The sequence below is a fragment of the Phocaeicola acetigenes genome, from assembly GCF_027529745.1.
Classification (GTDB): Bacteria; Bacteroidota; Bacteroidia; order Bacteroidales; family Bacteroidaceae; genus Phocaeicola; species Phocaeicola acetigenes.
In genome coordinates, this window is sequence record NZ_JAPZVM010000013.1 from 50,618 (window position 1) to 69,001 (window position 18,384).

Annotated in this window: 17 protein-coding genes and 2 tRNA genes; 8 read left to right on the top strand and 11 right to left on the bottom strand. The window is 41.6% G+C overall.

From position 1 onward, the window contains the following. Window positions 1-7: 7 nt before the first annotated feature. Together murB and O6P32_RS12570 are read right to left on the bottom strand one after the other, a co-directional pair. Entirely contained in the window at window positions 8-1,021 is a 1,014-nt protein-coding gene (gene murB, locus O6P32_RS12565; protein ID WP_269878865.1) for a UDP-N-acetylmuramate dehydrogenase, read from the bottom strand. A 6-nt stretch (window positions 1,022-1,027) separates the two neighbouring features. Further along, on the bottom strand, window positions 1,028-1,891 hold the full coding sequence (locus O6P32_RS12570) for a DUF4348 domain-containing protein (RefSeq protein ID WP_269878881.1): 864 nt from the start codon (window positions 1,889-1,891) through the stop codon (window positions 1,028-1,030). A gap of 152 nt (window positions 1,892-2,043) precedes the next feature. Here O6P32_RS12570 and pheS point away from each other — a divergent pair, with 152 nt between their 5' ends. Further along, window positions 2,044-3,063 carry a phenylalanine--tRNA ligase subunit alpha gene (gene pheS / locus O6P32_RS12575; protein WP_269878866.1) on the top strand — a complete coding sequence of 340 codons (1,020 nt, stop codon included), beginning with the start codon at window positions 2,044-2,046 and terminating at the stop codon, window positions 3,061-3,063. 102 nt (window positions 3,064-3,165) lie between these two features. After that, on the top strand, window positions 3,166-4,365 hold the full coding sequence (locus O6P32_RS12580) for an MFS transporter (RefSeq protein ID WP_178266801.1): 1,200 nt from the start codon (window positions 3,166-3,168) through the stop codon (window positions 4,363-4,365). 2 nt (window positions 4,366-4,367) lie between these two features. On the opposite strand, the gene O6P32_RS12585 is transcribed toward O6P32_RS12580, so the two are convergent. The 6 genes from O6P32_RS12585 to folD all read right to left on the bottom strand — a co-directional run bounded on the left by O6P32_RS12585 (window position 4,368) and on the right by folD (window position 11,187). Then, window positions 4,368-5,504, bottom strand: coding sequence for a DUF3352 domain-containing protein (locus O6P32_RS12585; RefSeq protein ID WP_178266800.1), 1,137 nt, complete (start codon window positions 5,502-5,504; stop codon window positions 4,368-4,370). 118 nt (window positions 5,505-5,622) lie between these two features. After that, complete coding sequence (locus O6P32_RS12590) at window positions 5,623-8,832, bottom strand: GH92 family glycosyl hydrolase (protein ID WP_269878868.1); 3,210 nt, start codon at window positions 8,830-8,832, stop codon at window positions 5,623-5,625. Window positions 8,833-8,936: 104 nt separating this feature from the next. Further along, window positions 8,937-9,013 (bottom strand) — tRNA-His (locus O6P32_RS12595). Between the two features lie 33 nt (window positions 9,014-9,046). Then, window positions 9,047-9,120: transfer RNA gene (locus tag O6P32_RS12600), tRNA-His, on the bottom strand. Between the two features lie 77 nt (window positions 9,121-9,197). Beyond that, window positions 9,198-10,295 carry a CapA family protein gene (locus O6P32_RS12605; protein WP_269878869.1) on the bottom strand — a complete coding sequence of 366 codons (1,098 nt, stop codon included), beginning with the start codon at window positions 10,293-10,295 and terminating at the stop codon, window positions 9,198-9,200. Between the two features lie 10 nt (window positions 10,296-10,305). Next, complete coding sequence (gene folD, locus O6P32_RS12610; protein ID WP_178266797.1) at window positions 10,306-11,187, bottom strand: bifunctional methylenetetrahydrofolate dehydrogenase/methenyltetrahydrofolate cyclohydrolase FolD; 882 nt, start codon at window positions 11,185-11,187, stop codon at window positions 10,306-10,308. Between the two features lie 199 nt (window positions 11,188-11,386). Between folD and O6P32_RS12615 the strand changes: the two genes are divergently transcribed. The 6 genes from O6P32_RS12615 (at window position 11,387) to O6P32_RS12640 (ending at window position 15,433) form a co-directional block, all read left to right on the top strand. Then, window positions 11,387-11,713 (top strand): ArsR/SmtB family transcription factor, encoded by a 327-nt coding sequence (locus O6P32_RS12615; protein WP_178266796.1) that lies wholly within the window; start codon window positions 11,387-11,389, stop codon window positions 11,711-11,713. A gap of 68 nt (window positions 11,714-11,781) precedes the next feature. Next, a complete protein-coding gene (locus O6P32_RS12620; RefSeq protein WP_178266795.1) occupies window positions 11,782-12,249 on the top strand; it encodes a nitrophenyl compound nitroreductase subunit ArsF family protein in 468 nt (155 codons plus the stop codon). A 9-nt stretch (window positions 12,250-12,258) separates the two neighbouring features. Continuing rightward, window positions 12,259-12,966 (top strand): aromatic aminobenezylarsenical efflux permease ArsG family transporter, encoded by a 708-nt coding sequence (locus tag O6P32_RS12625; RefSeq protein ID WP_178266794.1) that lies wholly within the window; start codon window positions 12,259-12,261, stop codon window positions 12,964-12,966. Between the two features lie 33 nt (window positions 12,967-12,999). Next, entirely contained in the window at window positions 13,000-13,233 is a 234-nt protein-coding gene (locus O6P32_RS12630) for a thioredoxin family protein (protein ID WP_178266793.1), read from the top strand. A 110-nt stretch (window positions 13,234-13,343) separates the two neighbouring features. Beyond that, window positions 13,344-14,312: a permease gene (locus O6P32_RS12635; protein ID WP_269878871.1), complete on the top strand. Its 969-nt coding sequence runs from the start codon at window positions 13,344-13,346 to the stop codon at window positions 14,310-14,312. A gap of 257 nt (window positions 14,313-14,569) precedes the next feature. After that, window positions 14,570-15,433 carry a DMT family transporter gene (locus O6P32_RS12640; protein WP_269878874.1) on the top strand — a complete coding sequence of 288 codons (864 nt, stop codon included), beginning with the start codon at window positions 14,570-14,572 and terminating at the stop codon, window positions 15,431-15,433. Between the two features lie 122 nt (window positions 15,434-15,555). On the opposite strand, the gene O6P32_RS12645 is transcribed toward O6P32_RS12640, so the two are convergent. The 3 genes from O6P32_RS12645 to O6P32_RS12655 form a co-directional block, all read right to left on the bottom strand. Further along, entirely contained in the window at window positions 15,556-17,295 is a 1,740-nt protein-coding gene (locus tag O6P32_RS12645; protein ID WP_269878876.1) for a fimbrillin family protein, read from the bottom strand. Between the two features lie 35 nt (window positions 17,296-17,330). Continuing rightward, window positions 17,331-17,480, bottom strand: coding sequence for a hypothetical protein (locus O6P32_RS12650; RefSeq protein WP_178266264.1), 150 nt, complete (start codon window positions 17,478-17,480; stop codon window positions 17,331-17,333). A gap of 168 nt (window positions 17,481-17,648) precedes the next feature. Further along, on the bottom strand, window positions 17,649-18,384 hold a 736-nt coding region (locus tag O6P32_RS12655; protein ID WP_269878878.1), incomplete at its 5' end, for a hypothetical protein.

Consider the following 18,384-nt stretch of genomic DNA (forward strand, 5'->3'; position numbering starts at 1 on the left):
TCTGTTTTTAAATAAAATTGACTTCCGGATGGATGGCGATACCAAATTTCTCTTTCACCGAATCGACAATGGCTTGTGAGAGACGAATTACTTCGCATCCGGTCGCTCCTCCGCAATTGACCAGGACCAACGCCTGCTTGCTGTGTACACCAGCACGTCCTATCGTCTTTCCTTTCCATCCACAACGGTCTATGAGCCATCCGGCAGGTACTTTTACCCAACCTTCTGCAGCAGGGTAAGAAGGCAAATCGGAATAACTCCGCTTCAACTCCTCAAACTGAGAAACAGGAATGATGGGATTCATAAAGAAACTGCCTGCATTTCCCATCACCTTAGGATCGGGCAGTTTTGCCGTACGGATACGGATAATCACACGGCGAAGTTGTTCAAGGCTTAATTCACCCTGTTCCTTTTCCAGCTCGGCACGTATGTTTCCATACTCCAAATGATACACAGGCTGTTTACTCAGACGATAAGTGACATGTGTCACAATATACTGTCCTTTCAGCTCTTTCTTGAAAATGCTGTCACGATAGGCATACCGGCATTCTTCATTTGTAAAATGACGGATACTGCCATCGGCTACTGCTACTGTATCGACTTCTACAATCAGGTCTTTTGCCTCAACTCCATACGCACCGATATTCTGCACGGCAGATGCTCCTACCTCACCGGGAATATGCGAAAGATTCTCTGCGCCATACCATCCCTTCGATACGGTATATGCCACAAAATCATCCCATACCACTCCGGCCCCTACACAAATATCCACCTCTGTTTCAGTTTCCTTTACTATGTAGTAGTCTTTTATGGCTGAATGCAGCACTACTCCCTTATAGTCTTGAGTGAACAAAAGATTGCTGCCTCCACCTATATGAAGTAAAGATGAAAGCTCCTCTTTGTTGTCTCTCAGGAAAGCTATCAGTTCGGCCACCGATGTATATTCAACAAAACGGGCAGCCTGTACATCCATACCAAATGTATTGTGCGGAAGCAAAGAGTAATTGTATAAGTCTTTCATGGGTTTTTAATCGCTTAAGTCTTCAAATTTCATCAACTTCCAGATACCGTTACGACGCTCAAAATACAACACATTGCTGAAACCGTTTCCGAACCCTTTAAATTCTACAATTTTAGTTTCCGACTCCATTGTTTCTTTCTGTCCGTAACGCACATTGGTCAGTTTATCCTTCATCATAGGAGGACGGAAAGCAAACCACTGTCCCTCATCCAAAGTCGTTTCCAAAATCTGAAACTCATCCTCAGGATCGGCAGTCACAAACAGCAAGGGCTTATGCAGCCGCTCTCGCTGAAACACAGAATCGCTGGCAAAATGTTCGTAAAATGAAAGGAAATCTTCTCCTTTGCTATCATCTCTTACGATTTGCTCCAGGTTCATGGCTTCCAGAAACCAACGGTCATTTTCGCGTTCAAAATAATATCGCTTTACTTTTTTCTTGTTCAAATAAATCCAGTCTACCTGTACGCTATGTACACTGGTATCCTTTTCCATTTCCATCTCTTCTTCATTATCGAACAAAACAGTATAAGCGGTCTGCCGACTGAACAATGCATCGTATTTCCAATCTTGTTTCGAAGATCGTATTACTTCTTTACCTTTATAATAGGAAATAGGGAAAATAATACGTGAGCGCTGGAATTCTTCATCCGACGCAAAATTGTAGAAAAAATCGGCAAAACTTTCATCAGCAGTCACCGGAACCTGGTCATCTATTACAACCCCCGTATCTGCATACATTGTCTGATCCGTCCCCTGTTGAAGCGAATCAATTTCTTTTGTTAATGACTCGAAGGGATCTATATTCTTTTTACCTCCTCCGCAAGAAGCCATAAGCGCAAGCAAACAGCATCCAAAAGTTATTTTTTTCATCTTATCCTCTGAAAAATCGGCTACAAAAGTACCTATTTTTTCTTTCATTCGACCAATTTTAAGGAGGAGTTTTTCTTTTTATACGATGAAAAGAAAAAATTTCAGTTTAAATAATTACCTTTGCGCTTACGAAAATAAAGTTTAAAAAGAATATGTTAGCAAAAATAGAGCAGTTACTTCAAGAAATAGAAGGTGTAACAGCCAACAACGCTGAAGAGTTGGAAGCTTTACGTATCAAATACTTAAGTAAAAAAGGAGCTATCAATGCTTTGATGGCCGATTTCCGTAATGTACCTGCCGAACAGAAGAAGGAAGTAGGTATGAAGTTGAACGAACTGAAAAACCGTGCACAGGAACGCATTGCAGCACTGAAAGAAGTTTTCGAAAACCAGGATAATGGTGCAGCAGAACTCGACCTTACACGTACAGCCTATCCTGTAGATCTGGGTACACGTCATCCGCTGAGTATTGTACGTAACGAAATCATCAGCATCTTCAACCGTCTGGGATTCACTATTGCCGATGGACCTGAAGTGGAAGACGACTGGCATGTATTCTCTTCCATGAACTTTGCAGAAGACCATCCGGCACGCGATATGCAGGATACATTCTTCATTGAAAGCCATCCGGACATTATCCTCCGTACACACACTTCGTCTGTACAGAGCCGCGTAATGGAAACTTCCAAACCTCCTATCCGCGTCATCTGTCCGGGACGTGTATACCGTAACGAGGCTATCAGCTACCGTGCACACTGCTTCTTCCACCAGGTAGAAGGTTTGTACATCGACAAGAATGTATCGTTTACCGACTTGAAGCAAGTATTGCTCCAGTTTGCTCAGGAAATGTTTGGCCCTCAAACTAAAATCCGTCTACGTCCGTCGTATTTCCCATTTACAGAACCTAGTGCCGAAATGGATATCAGCTGCGACATCTGCGGTGGCGAAGGCTGTCCGTTCTGTAAATATACAGGATGGGTAGAAATTCTGGGATGTGGTATGGTAGACCCTGCTGTACTTGAAGCTAACGGTATAGACAGCAAGGAATATACCGGCTATGCATTCGGTATGGGAGTTGAACGTATTGCTAACTTGAAATACAAGGTGAAAGACTTGCGTATGTTCTCTGAAAACGATACTCGATTCCTGGAAGAGTTCGAAGCGGCAAATTAATAAGCTTATCTCACTATATTTATTTTACTCCAAAGGTAAGAGTATGTTTCCTTTTTCTGACATACTCTTACCTTTTTCTTATTCACTTTCAATGCATGTACTATGCCTAAGGAACGTTTGGTTACCCCTAGCTACTGCTTTATTTTAGCGGCCAACTTTCTTCTTTACTTCGGATTCTGGTTGCTTACACCGATTCTTCCTTTCTACCTGTCGGAGGTATTTCAAGCTTCAAATACAGCTATTGGATTTGTATTGTCCTGCTACACCATTTCCTCCTTATGCATCCGGCCATTTTCCGGCTATCTGCTGGATACCTTTGCCAGAAAACCTCTGTATCTGTTTGCCTATTTCATTTTTATGATGATATTTGCCGGATACATGATAGCAGGATTACTTACCCTGTTTATCATTTTCCGTATCGTACATGGAGTATCTTTCGGAATGGTTACGGTAGGAGGTAATACAATAGTCATCGACATTATGCCTTCTTCACGCAGAGGGGAAGGTTTGGGGTATTACGGACTGGCCAACAATCTGGCAATGTCTATAGGTCCTATGATCGGATTGTTTCTACATAATGCAGGAGTATCTTATATCACTATCTTTTCTTATTCGCTGGGTGCATGCATATTGGGGTTTCTATGTGCAAGTTTAGTGAAGACACCATATAAGCCACCGGTTAAAAGAGAGCCTATTTCACTCGACCGGTTTATACTTATCAAGGGACTGCCTGCCGGCCTCAGTCTTCTGTTGCTTTCTATTCCTTACGGAATGACCACCAACTATGTAGCCATGTATGCCCAGCAAATCGGAATTACAGCCGAAACCGGATTTTTCTTTACTTTAATGGCTGTTGGAATGGCTGTCAGCCGACTGTTCAGCGGCCGCCTGGTCGACAAAGGGAAAATCACCCAAGTGATTCATGCCGGCTTATATTTAGTCTGCCTGTGTTATTTCAGTCTGACAGCTTGCGGATGGCTGATAGAATGGAACAAGACGTTTGTCACCATTCTCTTCTTTTTGATTTCCCTGCTATTGGGTATCGGCTTTGGAGTTATGTTTCCGGCATACAATACTGTATTTGTCAATCTGGCTCCCAACAATCAGCGGGGAACTGCAACCAGTACATATCTTACTTCATGGGACGTAGGACTTGGAATCGGAATGTTGACTGGAGGATATATTGCCGAAATAGCCAGTTTCCGGATGGCTTATTTATTTGGAGCTATGCTGACTGTGGTGTCTCTTTTCTACTTCCAGTTCAAGGCTGCCCCACATTTCCACAAAAACAGACTCCGGTAACTTTATTCTTTGTAAGTAAAGACAAAGATGTGAGACAGCTTATTGCCCACCTTTGTGATTTGTACAGAAAGAATAAAAGAGCGGAACAGATAAATATGATCTTTAATAAACAAAGGCAAATAAGGGGCATACTTATCTATCTGACCGGCTACCTTATCCATATCAGCTACCATCATATAAGAGGCATCGCGAGAAAGATTGGAGATACATTCATCAAACAGAGAATGATAGGAAATAGAAGCGATCTGACTGACACAAGAATCAATCCGGCTCTGACCGGACACAATGAGCATGCTTTCCGATTCATAAGAAGGCTTCACCTGTTCCAGACGAAGCAAAGAAGACTGAAAACAAGAATCAGGCTCATACATAAAGCCACTCAGATATAACACTTCACTATTCAAGTGGATGTCAAATTCACTCCAAACTTGAGTTGACTCCGGTTTATCCAGCAAAGGAACAGAGGCAGAATGAGTATACAGCGTCATAAAATTAGACGACTTAGGACTGTAAATGGCTTTAAAAGACTCATCTGTATCCAAAGAAGTCTGATCTTTGGAAGCGTCAATCACCTGTTCTATCAATCGTTTCTGATAACTGAGCGCCAATAAGCCATCTTCCATATATGCGGAAACAAAATCGCCATTGTCTACCGGATATACCCAGATGTCTTCTCCCCGATATTTCTCCTTTCTGGCCTCAAACGAATGTCCTGTCCGTTGCAAAACAGACTTCACAAATGCTTCCTGAGAATTGTTCATTTGGAAATAGATAACCAGATTACGTGAAGAACCAGGCTCGTGAAAACTAATCATCATTCGGTTTACCTGATTGGACCAGTCGTGTGCCGGACTATCTGTATAGCGGGAAAGACCTCCTAATACAGATTTTAACAGCCCCGCTCTTTGCAGAGTATCCAGTTGACCGGCATAGGCCGTCTGGGGAAACTCATTCATGAAATAATCGAAATTATCGGTTTCCAGCACTCCCATGCAATTACGAGGAACAAAAGCAGCAAGGTGTATATCTTTCCCCTTGTCGACCAAGCTTAACTGGGTAAAGCTATACACTCCTATTCCTATACAGAATAAGATAATGGAAAGGATAACCCCTAATCTGCCAACTGTCCGTAATTTCATATACCGTTATTTTATATTTTTTTGCAAATATAATAAAATATTTAGAATATGCAAAAAACAGATTCACGGATATTCAAATAATAATCAGCTCTTTCTACAATTTATCCATAGAGATGTTTTACCGGAAACAGTCCTTTTCGGCATGATATAAAGCTTCAATATCATCATCAGATAAAGCTGCTCCGTAAATACGTGTTCTACCAAACTTCATATCCGAAAAGCGACTGAATGGCATCTCGGCATTCCGGCCGATATTCCAAGAAACTTCAGTTTCTTCCAATCTACCCGACACGGCGATTTCCTGTACACAACGACCGTCAATATAAAGCTTCAAACTATCTCCCGTACATACACCAGCTATTTGATGCCAGGCTGTATACCAATCGGAAGGAACACGAACTTCACACATCCCTCTTCCCCATCCTCCAGCAAAAAAGACCAAAGACTGAGGACCCTCCATTTTCATTAACGTATAATCCCCTTTTGTAAAGAAATCAGCATAAGTATGTGGCTTAACAGGCACCTGAGGAGCAATCCAAGTCAACAGAGTCAGTCCTTCCCTTGTTTCCATCAGACTCTCCGCAGCAGGTAAAGTAATGTAAGAGCCTTCCCCTGTCTGTACATAATTTGGCCCCCATTGCAAATCACCACAGGCCGTTCCATTATTTTCAAACCCAGAATTATCGGGTATACATTGCCCTTTTCTTCTACCATAGTCCAAATCCAATACACATGCTTCCTGCGCCTTTGAATAGACTTTCACCCTCTTTTCTTTATCCAACAACCGCACCTTGTACATACCAGCTCTATTCACACACAAAGAAAAACAGAGCGTTTGCTCTTCTCCCGGCTCCAAAACCAAAGATTTAGTTTCAACCAGCGTATCATCTAAATACAAAGGTACTGAATATGTTCCGCGCTTTCCGGACACATTTTTACAAACAAACAGGCCTTCTACCTGCTCACCGGACTTCCACAAAGAAGGCAGGGAAACGGAAGTACAAAGCAAAGAAGAGGTTCTTCGGACAGAATCCAAAACCTGCACTGTATACTCTCTACCCGCAAAAGAAAGTGTATGAATTCCTTCTCTATACAATGAAAAAGTCAATGTATCTGCTTTTTCCTGATTTGCTTCCAATAAAATCCTCATTGACGCATTATAGCGATTTTCAAGAGCTGTTTGTGCCAAATACGAACCAACACTTCCCTTATTCTTCACCGTAAACAGAAACGCATTAAGACCGCCAGAATACATCACAGAATCTGCCAGTCGTACAGAAGAAACTTCAAACTCCGGAGCATCTTGTGTAAGAGAATACGGTCGTTTCTGAACACTCTTCTTTCCCGAAGAATCTGATTCTTCAAAAGATATCACCTTTTCCCTCATCCATTCATGATGCGACACAAACCACCTTGATATGCGTTTTCCACCCAAGCAAACAAATGGTAACCGGTCTGAAGAAAAGGCTGTATCATTTTTCTTAATCTCCAATTCTATATTTCCAGAACGAAAAATCCGCACCTTATCAAACAAGGGTTCAGTCAGCAAATATTCATCCGAGCCTGGACAAGCAGGAAAAATACCCATTGCACTAAATGCAAACCAACTGGACATCGAACCCAAATCGTCATTACCCGGCAATCCACCGGGGGTATTGCTATAACTCTCTCTTAAGATCTGATGTACATAACGACGGGTAATATCCGGACGACCAGCCCATGTAAACAGATAAGGATAATAAAACACCGGTTCGTTATCAAAAACAATACGACCTTTGTCAAACGCTTGTTCCAACCAAGCCACAAAACAAGAATCACCTCCCCAAAGATGAATAAGTCCTGCTACGTCATGAGGAGCAAAACAAGAAGTCGTCCATTTGGTGCTTTCCTGAAAGCCCAATTCACCACTTTTCCGTAAGAAGTCATCTTTTCCCCTTGGCAACAAGAAACAGGTTTCTACATCAAACAGATTTTGATAATTTCGTGCACGCTTCCAATAAGAAGTTACATCTTCTCCTACCTTTTCTGCCAATCGCCCCAATACCCAATCGTCGTAAGCATACTCGGTAGTTACACTGACTGATTTTTCCAACGATGCATCTATAAAACCACGCTGATTATACTCTTTTCCGAAGGCTCCGGCAAACTCCGCTTGCTGATACGCCATCAAAGCATCCCACAACTTCCGTTCATCTACATCAGCCGCATCTTTAAAACAAGCATCTACCAACAAAGGGGCATAGTGCAATCCTGTCATAGGAGCATGAGGAAACATTCCGTTGCTCTCATATTCTTCCATCAACGAACAAATCATTTCCTTTTGTCTGTCCGACTTCAAAAGAGAAAGCAATGGATGCAAGGTGCGGAAAGTATCCCACGGAGAAAAATTACCATACATACGCCCCCAAGCAACCTGCCTGCCCTTATAAGTTCCATCTGCATCGGATACGATATTAGGATAGAGAAAAGAATGATATAAAGCCGTATAAAATTGGCAAATAGCTTCAACATCATCAGACTGTACTTCTACACACGACAACTCCCGGTTCCATGCATCATAAGTCTGTGCTCTGAGTTGCTCAAAATCCCATCCCGGAATCTCTACCACGCGATTCATTTCACTCTTTTCCACTCCTGACGCAGATGCCGATACAGAAGCCATCAGTTGCCTCTCTGCATGTTTTCCTGCAAAATGGAGATAAGCCGTATCGTTCTTTGTTTCATAAGCATAAAAAGGAGTCTGAAAATGAACCAGTGAATGCATAAAGCTTCCCATTACTGTCTGAGAATCCCGAATATTTAAATTTCCAGCTCCCCAGATTACTACCGTTGTTGTATCCGAAGAAGAACTATAGCGAAACAGACCTGAATGTACAGATGCCGTCATTTCTACCCGGTCACCATCTGTGAAAGAAACACCGTAATAACCGGGAATTGCCTGCTCTTTGGCATGAGAAAAAGCACGTCCTGAAAAATCCGAAGCGAGCTTATTCACCCTGCCTTTCAAAAAGGCCAAATGCAAATATCCGGCAGAGCCATTAGGAAAACCACTCAAGTGATGCAGGCAAGAAAATGAACGTATTGAACTGTCTTCATAATAATAACCGGATTCAGAAGGACGAATGCTGGTTTCAGGAGTCAACTGAACCATTCCCCACGGTGCCGTAGCTCCCGGATAAGTACCTCCATAATTCCCCCACAAAGTAGATACGTTACACTTACCCGTTCCAATAAATGGATTTACAAATTGAGCATTTTGTCCGTATCCACCACACACTACCACGATAAAAAAGAAAAGGCATAAAAGTTTCTGTTTAAACGACCCCATAGTATATAGATTTTATAATCGGCACCAAGATATGAAGAAAAACCGAAGCGGCAAATATAAAAATAAAAAAGGTCCTCTGTATTTCAGAGAACCTTTCATTAAGCTGGGGTGACTAGTGGGACTCGAACCCACGACATTCAGAACCACAATCTGACGCTCTAACCAACTGAACTATAGTCACCATATTTGATAACTTAGCTTACGGAAGAGAGAGGGTGACTAGTGGGACTCGAACCCACGACATTCAGAACCACAATCTGACGCTCTAACCAACTGAACTATAGTCACCATGTTGACTATCTTCCGAAAAGCGATTGCAAAGGTATATGTTTTTTTTTATTCTGCAAACATTTTGCCTTCTTTTTTTATTCAATAAAATATTCTTTTATTCCTTTATTATGCTTATCATACAGATTACGAGCATCTTGCAGGAAAAGAAACATTTTATTTTTTTCCAAGCCATTCAGTTCTTTCCTATTCGAAGGATACAGTAAAAACTGATTCTTACCATTCAAATTCGGTCTTGAAGTCCACACAAAAGTATATCCGCAATCTGCAAGACGCGTTTTTCCATTCACTTTTTTCAATACCAATTTCAGCATCGCCCCACCATCAGTATAGCGCTGACTCATATTCGATATAAAATTCCCTAATGAATAGGCTACCACATGTCTTTCCGGTGTCTTCGCGTTATCTATTACCTCAATAGGCTGCAGCACATGAGGATGAGAGCCTATGACATGATCTACCCCTAAACTGAGCAGATACTCCGCCAACTCCCGTTCCGACTGTTCCGGAAGCAAACGATATTCTATTCCCCAGTGCATACAAGCTATGATCGCATCGGGTTTCATCAGACGTGCTCTTAAAACATCATTCCGTATCTGAGAACGGTTAATATAATTCACTACATTCGGACTGCTCATCGGTATGCCATTGGTTCCATAAGTATAGTTCAGAAAAACAATCCGGAATCCTTTCCGTTCTACCAGCAAGGGATATTCCCTCTCCCGTTCAGCCTGATTGCGAAAGGTACCGGTATGAAATACCCGCAGAGAATCCATCTTGTCGAGTGTACGCACCAAACCTTTACCCCTTCTGTCCAAACAATGGTTATTCGCTGTCAGAAAAACATCAAAGCCAGCCTTACGGGCTGCAAGCAAAAATTCATCCGGTGCACTAAAAGCAGGATAACCTGTATAAGGCTTTCCTCCCAATGTAACCTCCCAGTTGGCTATAGCCAAATCGGCCTTTCTGATTTCAGAAGACACATCACGGAAACAAGTGCTGTAATCGAAACTCCCATCCGGACGGGAAGCGACTTCAATCTGTCTTTTATGCTGCATCAAATCGCCTACAAACAAAAGCGAAAGGCTGTCTGTCTGCGCAGAAACGGCTGTTGCAGGTAGAAGCCAAGCCACCCACAACAGCCGTTTACTTATTTTATTTATCCAATTTTTCATTTGCCAAAGGTTATCCGTAAATAGCCTTCTTTCCTGCAAGTAAGGTATTCTTCATCAATGAAACAATTGTCATTGGTCCTACTCCTCCCGGAACAGGAGTGATGAAAGAACACTTCGGAGCCACTTCATCAAACTTCACATCTCCCGTAAGCTTGAATCCCGACTTTTTAGAAGCATCCGGAACACGTGTTGTACCCACGTCAATCACTACCGCTCCTTCTTTCACCATATCAGCCTTGACAAAATTAGGTTGTCCCAGTGCAGCTATAATAATATCCGCCTCACGGCATTCTTTTACCAGATCCTTACTGCGGCTATGGCAAACCGTTACCGTAGCATCTCCCGGATAACTTTTCTGCATCATGAGTGCAGCCATCGGTTTTCCTACAATATTACTTCGTCCCAGCACTACACATTTCTTACCTTGCGTTTCAATCTGATAACGGCGAAGCAACTCCAAGATTCCATTCGGTGTAGCCGATACATAGCAAGGAAGGCCAATAGACATACGACCTACATTTATCGGATGGAAACCGTCTACGTCTTTGCGATAATCAATGGTTTCAATCACTTTTTGCTCGGATATATGTTTGGGAAGAGGAAGCTGTACAATAAACCCATCGACATCGGCATCGGCATTCAGTTCCCGTACTTTAGCCAATAACTCTTCTTCTGTAACATCTTCTTCATAACGAATCAGAGTCGATTTAAAGCCACATACCTCACAGGCTTTTACCTTGGCAGCAACATATGTTTCGCTTCCACCATCATGACCAACCAAAATGGCTGCCAGATGAGGACGTTTCTGTCCTGCCTCAACCATAGCAGCGACTTCTGCTGCAATTTCTTGTTTCACTTGTTCAGAAACAGCTTTTCCATCTATTAGTGTCATAACATTTCCTTTTAAACAATGATTATATATACAAAGATAACGATAAAAGTGGTAAATAGAAAGACCGAGAAACTGTTATTCATCAAATACTCAAGAAAAAGCATTCTTTATCCTTGCACCAGAAAACAGAAAAACTACAATTTATTTTGCACGAATCAAATATATTCGTAATTTTGCGAACAACAAACAAAACATTGATATGAGTAAAAAGAACTATTCGGATGAGCAGGAAAAGATAGCCCGTTTTGCCAAAGCGATGGGGCATCCTGCACGCATAGCCATACTTCAGTTTCTGGCAGAGCAGGAGTGTTGTTTTTTTGGAGACATCCATGAAGAACTGCCTATTGCCAAAGCTACCGTATCACAGCATTTGAAAGAGTTGAAGGATGCAGGACTTATTCAAGGAGAGATTGAAGCTCCCAAAGTAAGATATTGTATCAACAAGGAAAACTGGGAAATCGCCCAAAAGATGTTTGCAGGTTTCTTTGGACAACCAATATGCAAAAAAGAGAGTTGCTGTAAGTAAGCAAACTCTTTTTTTACCCACATTGTTCGTTGTTTTGCGAATTACTAATAATAAAATATTGAAGAACTATGAAAAGGATTTTATTTCTTATGTCTGTATGTCTGATGGCAGCATCATGCAGCCTGAATTCTAATTCAAAGAATGAAACTGGAATTCAAAGCCAACAAGAAGCTTCCTCCGGCAACCAGCATGCAACTGCTCAAGACCGTGTAGAAGTATTGTATTTTCACGGCAAACAGCGCTGCGCTACCTGTATGGCTATCGAAAGCAATACTCGAGAAGCGATGGAGGCCAATTTCTCCGAACAGATGAAAAAAGGAAATGTAGTATTCAGAAGTATCGATATCAGCAAAAAGGAAAATGAGAAGATAGCAGAAAAATACCAAGTCACCTGGTCGTCATTGTTCATCGTAAAATATAAAGACGGACAGGAGAGTGATGAAAACATGACCAAATTCGCTTTTGGAAATGCCCGTAAATCGCCGGATACATTCAAAAGCGAAATAGTAAAAACAGTCCAAAATATGCTAAAATAAAAGACGTATATGGATTGGTTACAGACACTACTGGACAATAGTTCCACTCCTGCCCTGACCGCATTTCTGCTTGGATTGCTCACTGCCCTTTCTCCATGTCCGCTGGCAACCAACATTGCAGCAATCGGATTCATCGGCAAAGACATCGAAGACAGAAAACGCATCTTCCGCAACGGACTGCTTTATACCTTAGGACGAATCCTTTCGTACACCCTGCTGGGAGTGATACTGATACTGGTTCTGAAAGAGGGAGCAAGCATGTTTGGTATCCAGAAGACCATCGGTACATGGGGAGAACTCCTCCTCGGTCCGCTGTTACTTGTTATAGGCTTATTTATGCTCCTGGGCGACAGAATAAATCTTCCTCAGTTCGGATTTAAAGGGAATGCAGAAGGACTTGCAAAAAAAGGCGGATGGGGTGCCCTGCTGATAGGTATACTCTTTGCCATGGCTTTCTGCCCTACAAGTGGCGTATTTTATTTCGGCATGCTGATACCCATGTCTGCTACAGCTACAGCCGGCTATCTGCTGCCTGTCATCTTTGCCATTGCTACTTCCATACCGGTGCTTGCCGTTGCATGGATACTGGCATTCAGTGTGCAAAAAATGGGCAACTTTTACGGAAAGATGCAAAAAATCCAGAAGTGGATGAAACACATTGTCGGTATCCTATTCCTCCTCGTAGGCATATACTATTGCTGGATGATGTATCTATAAACAGAATGAATAACTAATATAAATTTTACAAATATGGAAATAAAAGTATTGGGACCAGGCTGTGCAAAATGCAAGTCGACCTACAACGTGATTGAAAAGGTAATCAAAGAAAACAATCTGGATGTGAAACTGACCAAGGTAGACGACATCATGGAGATAATGAATTACAACATCATGACAACTCCTGCTGTTGTTGTCGACGAAGTGGTAAAGATAAAAGGACAAGTTCCTACAGAAAACGATGTAAAGAAACTCTTGGGTCTCTGATAAGCTGAATTGTTTAACTACAGGCGGCAGTAACAAGCACATCATTGTGAGTCTGCCGCTTTTATTGTCGGATTATTGTTCGTATATCAACGAATTAAATTATAACAAATATGATACAAGATTTTGCAGACTGGCTTGTTTACGGAATATTCGGTCTGAATGCCAACACCTCTGTCGGAGCGGCCGTAAACTTTTTCTTTTACGATACCATCAAAATTCTTATTCTGCTGTTTTTCATCAGCATTCTGATGGGAATCATCAACGCCTATTTTCCGATAGAGCGCTTAAGAAACTACCTGATTACCCACAAGATGTATGGATTGCAATACCTGTTGGCTTCACTATTCGGAGCCATCACACCGTTTTGCTCCTGCTCTTCCATCCCGCTGTTCATCGGGTTTGTCAAAGGCGGTATCCCATTAGGAGTTACCTTCGCATTTCTCATTACTTCACCACTGGTAAATGAGGTTGCAGTAGCCATGTTTCTTGGCTCTTTCGGACTAAAGGTAACGCTTATTTATGTCATCAGCGGTATTCTGCTGGGCGTGATAGGAGGCTTTGTACTTGGGCGTATGCAACTTACCCCCTACCTTACCGAATGGGTCAAACAAATCCAGGCAAACTCATCCGCTCAGACCGGAGAGTGGGAAAAAGACCATACTACTTTTGTAAAACGACTCCCCACCATCATCCGTGATGCATGGAAAATAGTAAGCGGAGTACTTGTCTACATCCTGATAGGTATCGGTATCGGTGCTTTCATGCACGGCTTTGTACCGGAAGGATTTTTCGAACAATACATGTCGAAAGACAATTGGTATGCCGTACCTCTTTCTGTGATTCTGGCTGTCCCAATGTATGCCAATGCAGCCGGTATCGTACCTGTAGTCGAAGTTTTTGTAGCCAAAGGCATTCCTATCGGCACGGCCATTGCATTCATGATGGCAGTAGTAGGCCTGTCGCTGCCGGAAGCTACTCTGCTGAAAAAGGTTATGACATGGAAGCTGATAGGCATCTTTTTCGGAACAGTCGCTTTTTTCATCATCTTGTCCGGCTATCTGTTTAATGCCATTCTATAACACGAAGCTATTTACAGATTCAATCCGCCGTCGTTGGCTGTACAATTACCGTCGCTGATTGTACAGCCAACGACGGCGTCTTTACAATCAGCGACGCCGATTAAAGAATCCGACACTCACCATCACTTCTTTATTCCTGCTACATTGCATATCGGTCAAGATTTCACCAGCTATCCCCAAAATCCAGCCTCTGCCGGACATCGCAACATTACATTTTTTAAGTACCTTTGCAACCGTTTTTTATATAACCCAAAACAATGAACAAATTAAACGGATTTATTTACGGAATTTTATCGTCCGCTTCTTTCGGACTTATCCCGCTGTTCGCCATTCCTGCAATGCAACACGGTATGGATTTTATGAACGTGCTGTCGTACAGATTTCTTTTTGCCACTCTTTCTTTGGCCATTTTGCTCAAAGTCAGAAAGAATTCTTTCCGCATAGAAAAAACAGATTTCACGATATTATCACTTCTTGCGATATTCTACCTTATTTCATCCGTCTTTTTACTTTGGGGATATAAGTTCATGCCATCGGGTATCGCTACAACCCTTCATTTTACCTATCCCATCATTACCACTTTAGTGATGATGATCTTTTTCCGTGAAAAAAGTTCCAAATGGAGAATATCGGCCATTCTTCTGGCTATAGCCGGAGTATACGCACTCTCTCATACCGAGCCAAGTGGTAAGGCCAGTTTAGCTGGAATCATCATCGTATTGCTTTCGGCTGTAGGATATGCTCTTTACCTGGTAGCCGTAGGTCAGCGGAAAAATAAAAATCTCCAGGGACTAAAGCTGACTTTCTATGTGTTTCTTGCCGGAACAATCGTACTTTGGGCTGGCATGGGCATTTCCGGAAACCTCCAATCCATCCCCGACCTGTCTACTGGAGTCAATCTGCTGTTGCTGGCCATTATTCCTACCGTCGTATCCAATCTGACTTTAGTAGAGGCTATCAAACACATTGGAGCTACACAGACTTCAGTCTTAGGTGCAATGGAACCGGTAACTGCCGTTATCGTAGGCATCACTGTATTCGGAGAATCTTTCTCACTGACTATTGCAGCCGGTATTGCCCTTATTATTACAGCAGTCACCATCATTATCCTGAAAAAATAAAATCTCACACCACAAAATAAAAAGAATGTGGGAATAAATGTTATTCCCACATTCTTTTTATTTATCTCCATACATTAAGTATGGATTAAAAGATATATCCTTTTACTGTTTTAAAGTGTTTCTTATTTATCGGTATCAATAATAATTGTCTCACCTACTTCCCAGTCTTCTACCGATGTTGAAACTGAAATATTGCTATCACCGTCTATTTCGATTTCAAACGTATGAATCTTTCCTGGTTCCAATGACAATCCGTTCAACTTCTCAATTGTGTATTTGAACACCTTATTACCATTTTTCACCGTAAACAGTTCTGTACCACGTTCCAGTTTCTGAGGTATTACAGTAGCCTTGGCATATGTTTCATTATCTCCGAAGCTATCCAGCATATTTATTTTACCCAAACTTACAGCACCTTTCTGCGAACCTGAATCCGGTGTCATCTCACCAGTCTTCATATTCAGATTACCCGCCATCCACAAATTATTCAAAGTCACAGTGACTTGTTTTTCTGGTGCTACATTGGTTCCAGCAGCAGCCTTTACTCCGATTCTTACACCAGAACATACATGAGAAAACAGGATTTCTGAATTTTTACCATCCGATGTGACTTTCTTTGCTGCATACAGAAGGTCATTATCCATATAGTTGGCTTCAGTTTGTTCCGCATTTACTGTATGTTTATAGACTGCAGGCATATCTTGATTTTCTGTCCAGTTTGTCAGCTTTCCATATACAGCATACAAAGTGACATCATGGTCTTCAGGAAAATACATGGTTCCACCTGTATACGACAGATTTCCGTTTTTATCGGCCACAAAAGGCTTCATCAGGAACTCACCCTCATTATACAGATCTGCAAAAACAGCTACATTCAGATTTTCTCCTAAATTAGCATTCTCTTTCAGGTATGCATCCATATTGCAGCTCAACTCCATCTTATCGTACAAATCATCCGGGTTTTCTGTGCTTTCTGTAACCCCAACCTTGAATCTATAAGACTTTCCAGCTCTGAAAACACCTGCTGCCGGATATGTATAAGAATACAATTTGTTCCGGTCGTCATATACTCTGACAGTAAGAGTTTTACCAGTCAAATCTGTAGGAGGCACCATCAGATATCCTGTAACAGTGGCATTCGCTTCACACTCTACATTTTTCATGGCTAAACTAAGCACCTTGCTTTTCCTTTCTGCCACATAAACAGGAATCTCATCTTCCAGATTATAATATCCTTCTATCAGAAACTCCTCATTCTCGGTGGCCAGTGCCATTTTCTTAACGGTCATTTTCTCAGGAACAGTTACCGATAACTGAACAAGAGCTCCCAAATGAGAAAATTCAAACAAAAGGCGTCCCTCTTCAGGAGAAGTACTGGCCGCATTCATGAAGTCATACTTTCCAATAGTAGCTGTACTATTATTTCCATCTTGCGACTGTCCTTTATAGTTTACCCATATTTTGTTCTTCGAACTCTGACCGTCGAAATATTTTCTGCTGAAAGGATAATACGCATAATAAGTAGAACTCTTTTTTAATTCCCAGCTTCCGCCAGAGAATACTGCATTTGCCGTACCTGCTCCTTCATCCATTGCAAACGAAACCTGATCACCCTGTGACGGGAAAATACCGAGCGTATCATCCTTAGCCCATGTAAAAGTCACTCCACTTTCGTTTACTTCCAAATTTGTTCTTGAACGGTCATCTGCCTCAAAATTTTTCAAAGAGAAAACTACTTCACGCGGCTCAATTCCCGGAATTTCCTCTTCTCCATTACCCAAATTCTCGTAATTGTCAGAACAAGCTCCCATTAACACCGCCACAGAAAAAATTCCAATTCCCCAAAATATTCTTTTATTCATAATTCGAGATTCTAAATTCATAAGTATGTACTATTTTACCAGATACCACTACTAGTTGGCCATGAATCATCCCAACCAAAATCAGGAGCAGTTGCTCCGGGATCTCCGTCACTACTACTGCACAAAACTCCCTCTGCTTCAAACTCCATTACCTGAACATCTGGTTTCACATACATCTCTTTCATAATTGACATTCTAATCTGTTTAATAAAAATACAATTCTAATACAAAAAAAATAATACCTTATTTGAAAATACAAAACTTGTCGTGATTTCACTCTCTTAGACAATCAGCCGACAAGTTTTGTTCTCAGGCTATTTGTTTTTTATCATTCATTAAGTATTTTGAATGTATTATTCTACGCCATAAATATATTCAACCGCCGATTTCTTAAATCTCACGATACGGGTATTATTAGCAGCTGCCCCATTATGCTCCAAATTAGCATTAGTAGGCTTAAACAACCAACCGGTAGTAGAAGGATTATAATTGGCAAACAACAGCCAGTTATGATTAATACCACTTCCACTCCACTGACATCCTACTCCATATAAAGTAAGAGGTTCAGTTCCTTTTCCTTTCAGGCTGCTGATGGTAATAAATCTAATATCCGACATCGCTTGTTCTCCGATCAGCACTTCGTCTCTTTTATCCATAAAGATTTCACTTCGATAGTCTGCACCACCATTACTAGGATTAAAAGGAGTCGGGCTTGTTGGAACCGCAAAAGCTCCTAAAATCCGTTTATAATCATCAAAAGTCGGCATTTCATATCCTTCCGGAGACAATGATTTAGGATCCTGATGGTTAATATGCACCGATTCATTCGACTTATAACCTTCCAGTGTAAACTTTTCATTACTATACACAAGTGTCATGGCCTGACCGGAATTTCCTCCATAAGCCGAATTCCATACCTTAAGGAAATCCTCGTTATCACAAGTCTTCAAATAATCCAAGACTGTCTGTCCAGAAAGTCTTGTTGGATCTTCTGCACATAATATCTGGTCATTAAAGTCTCTGGAATTTCCAATCGCATTAAATTTACACCACCATATATCATTCAAAAGAATTACCGGCAATCCAAAG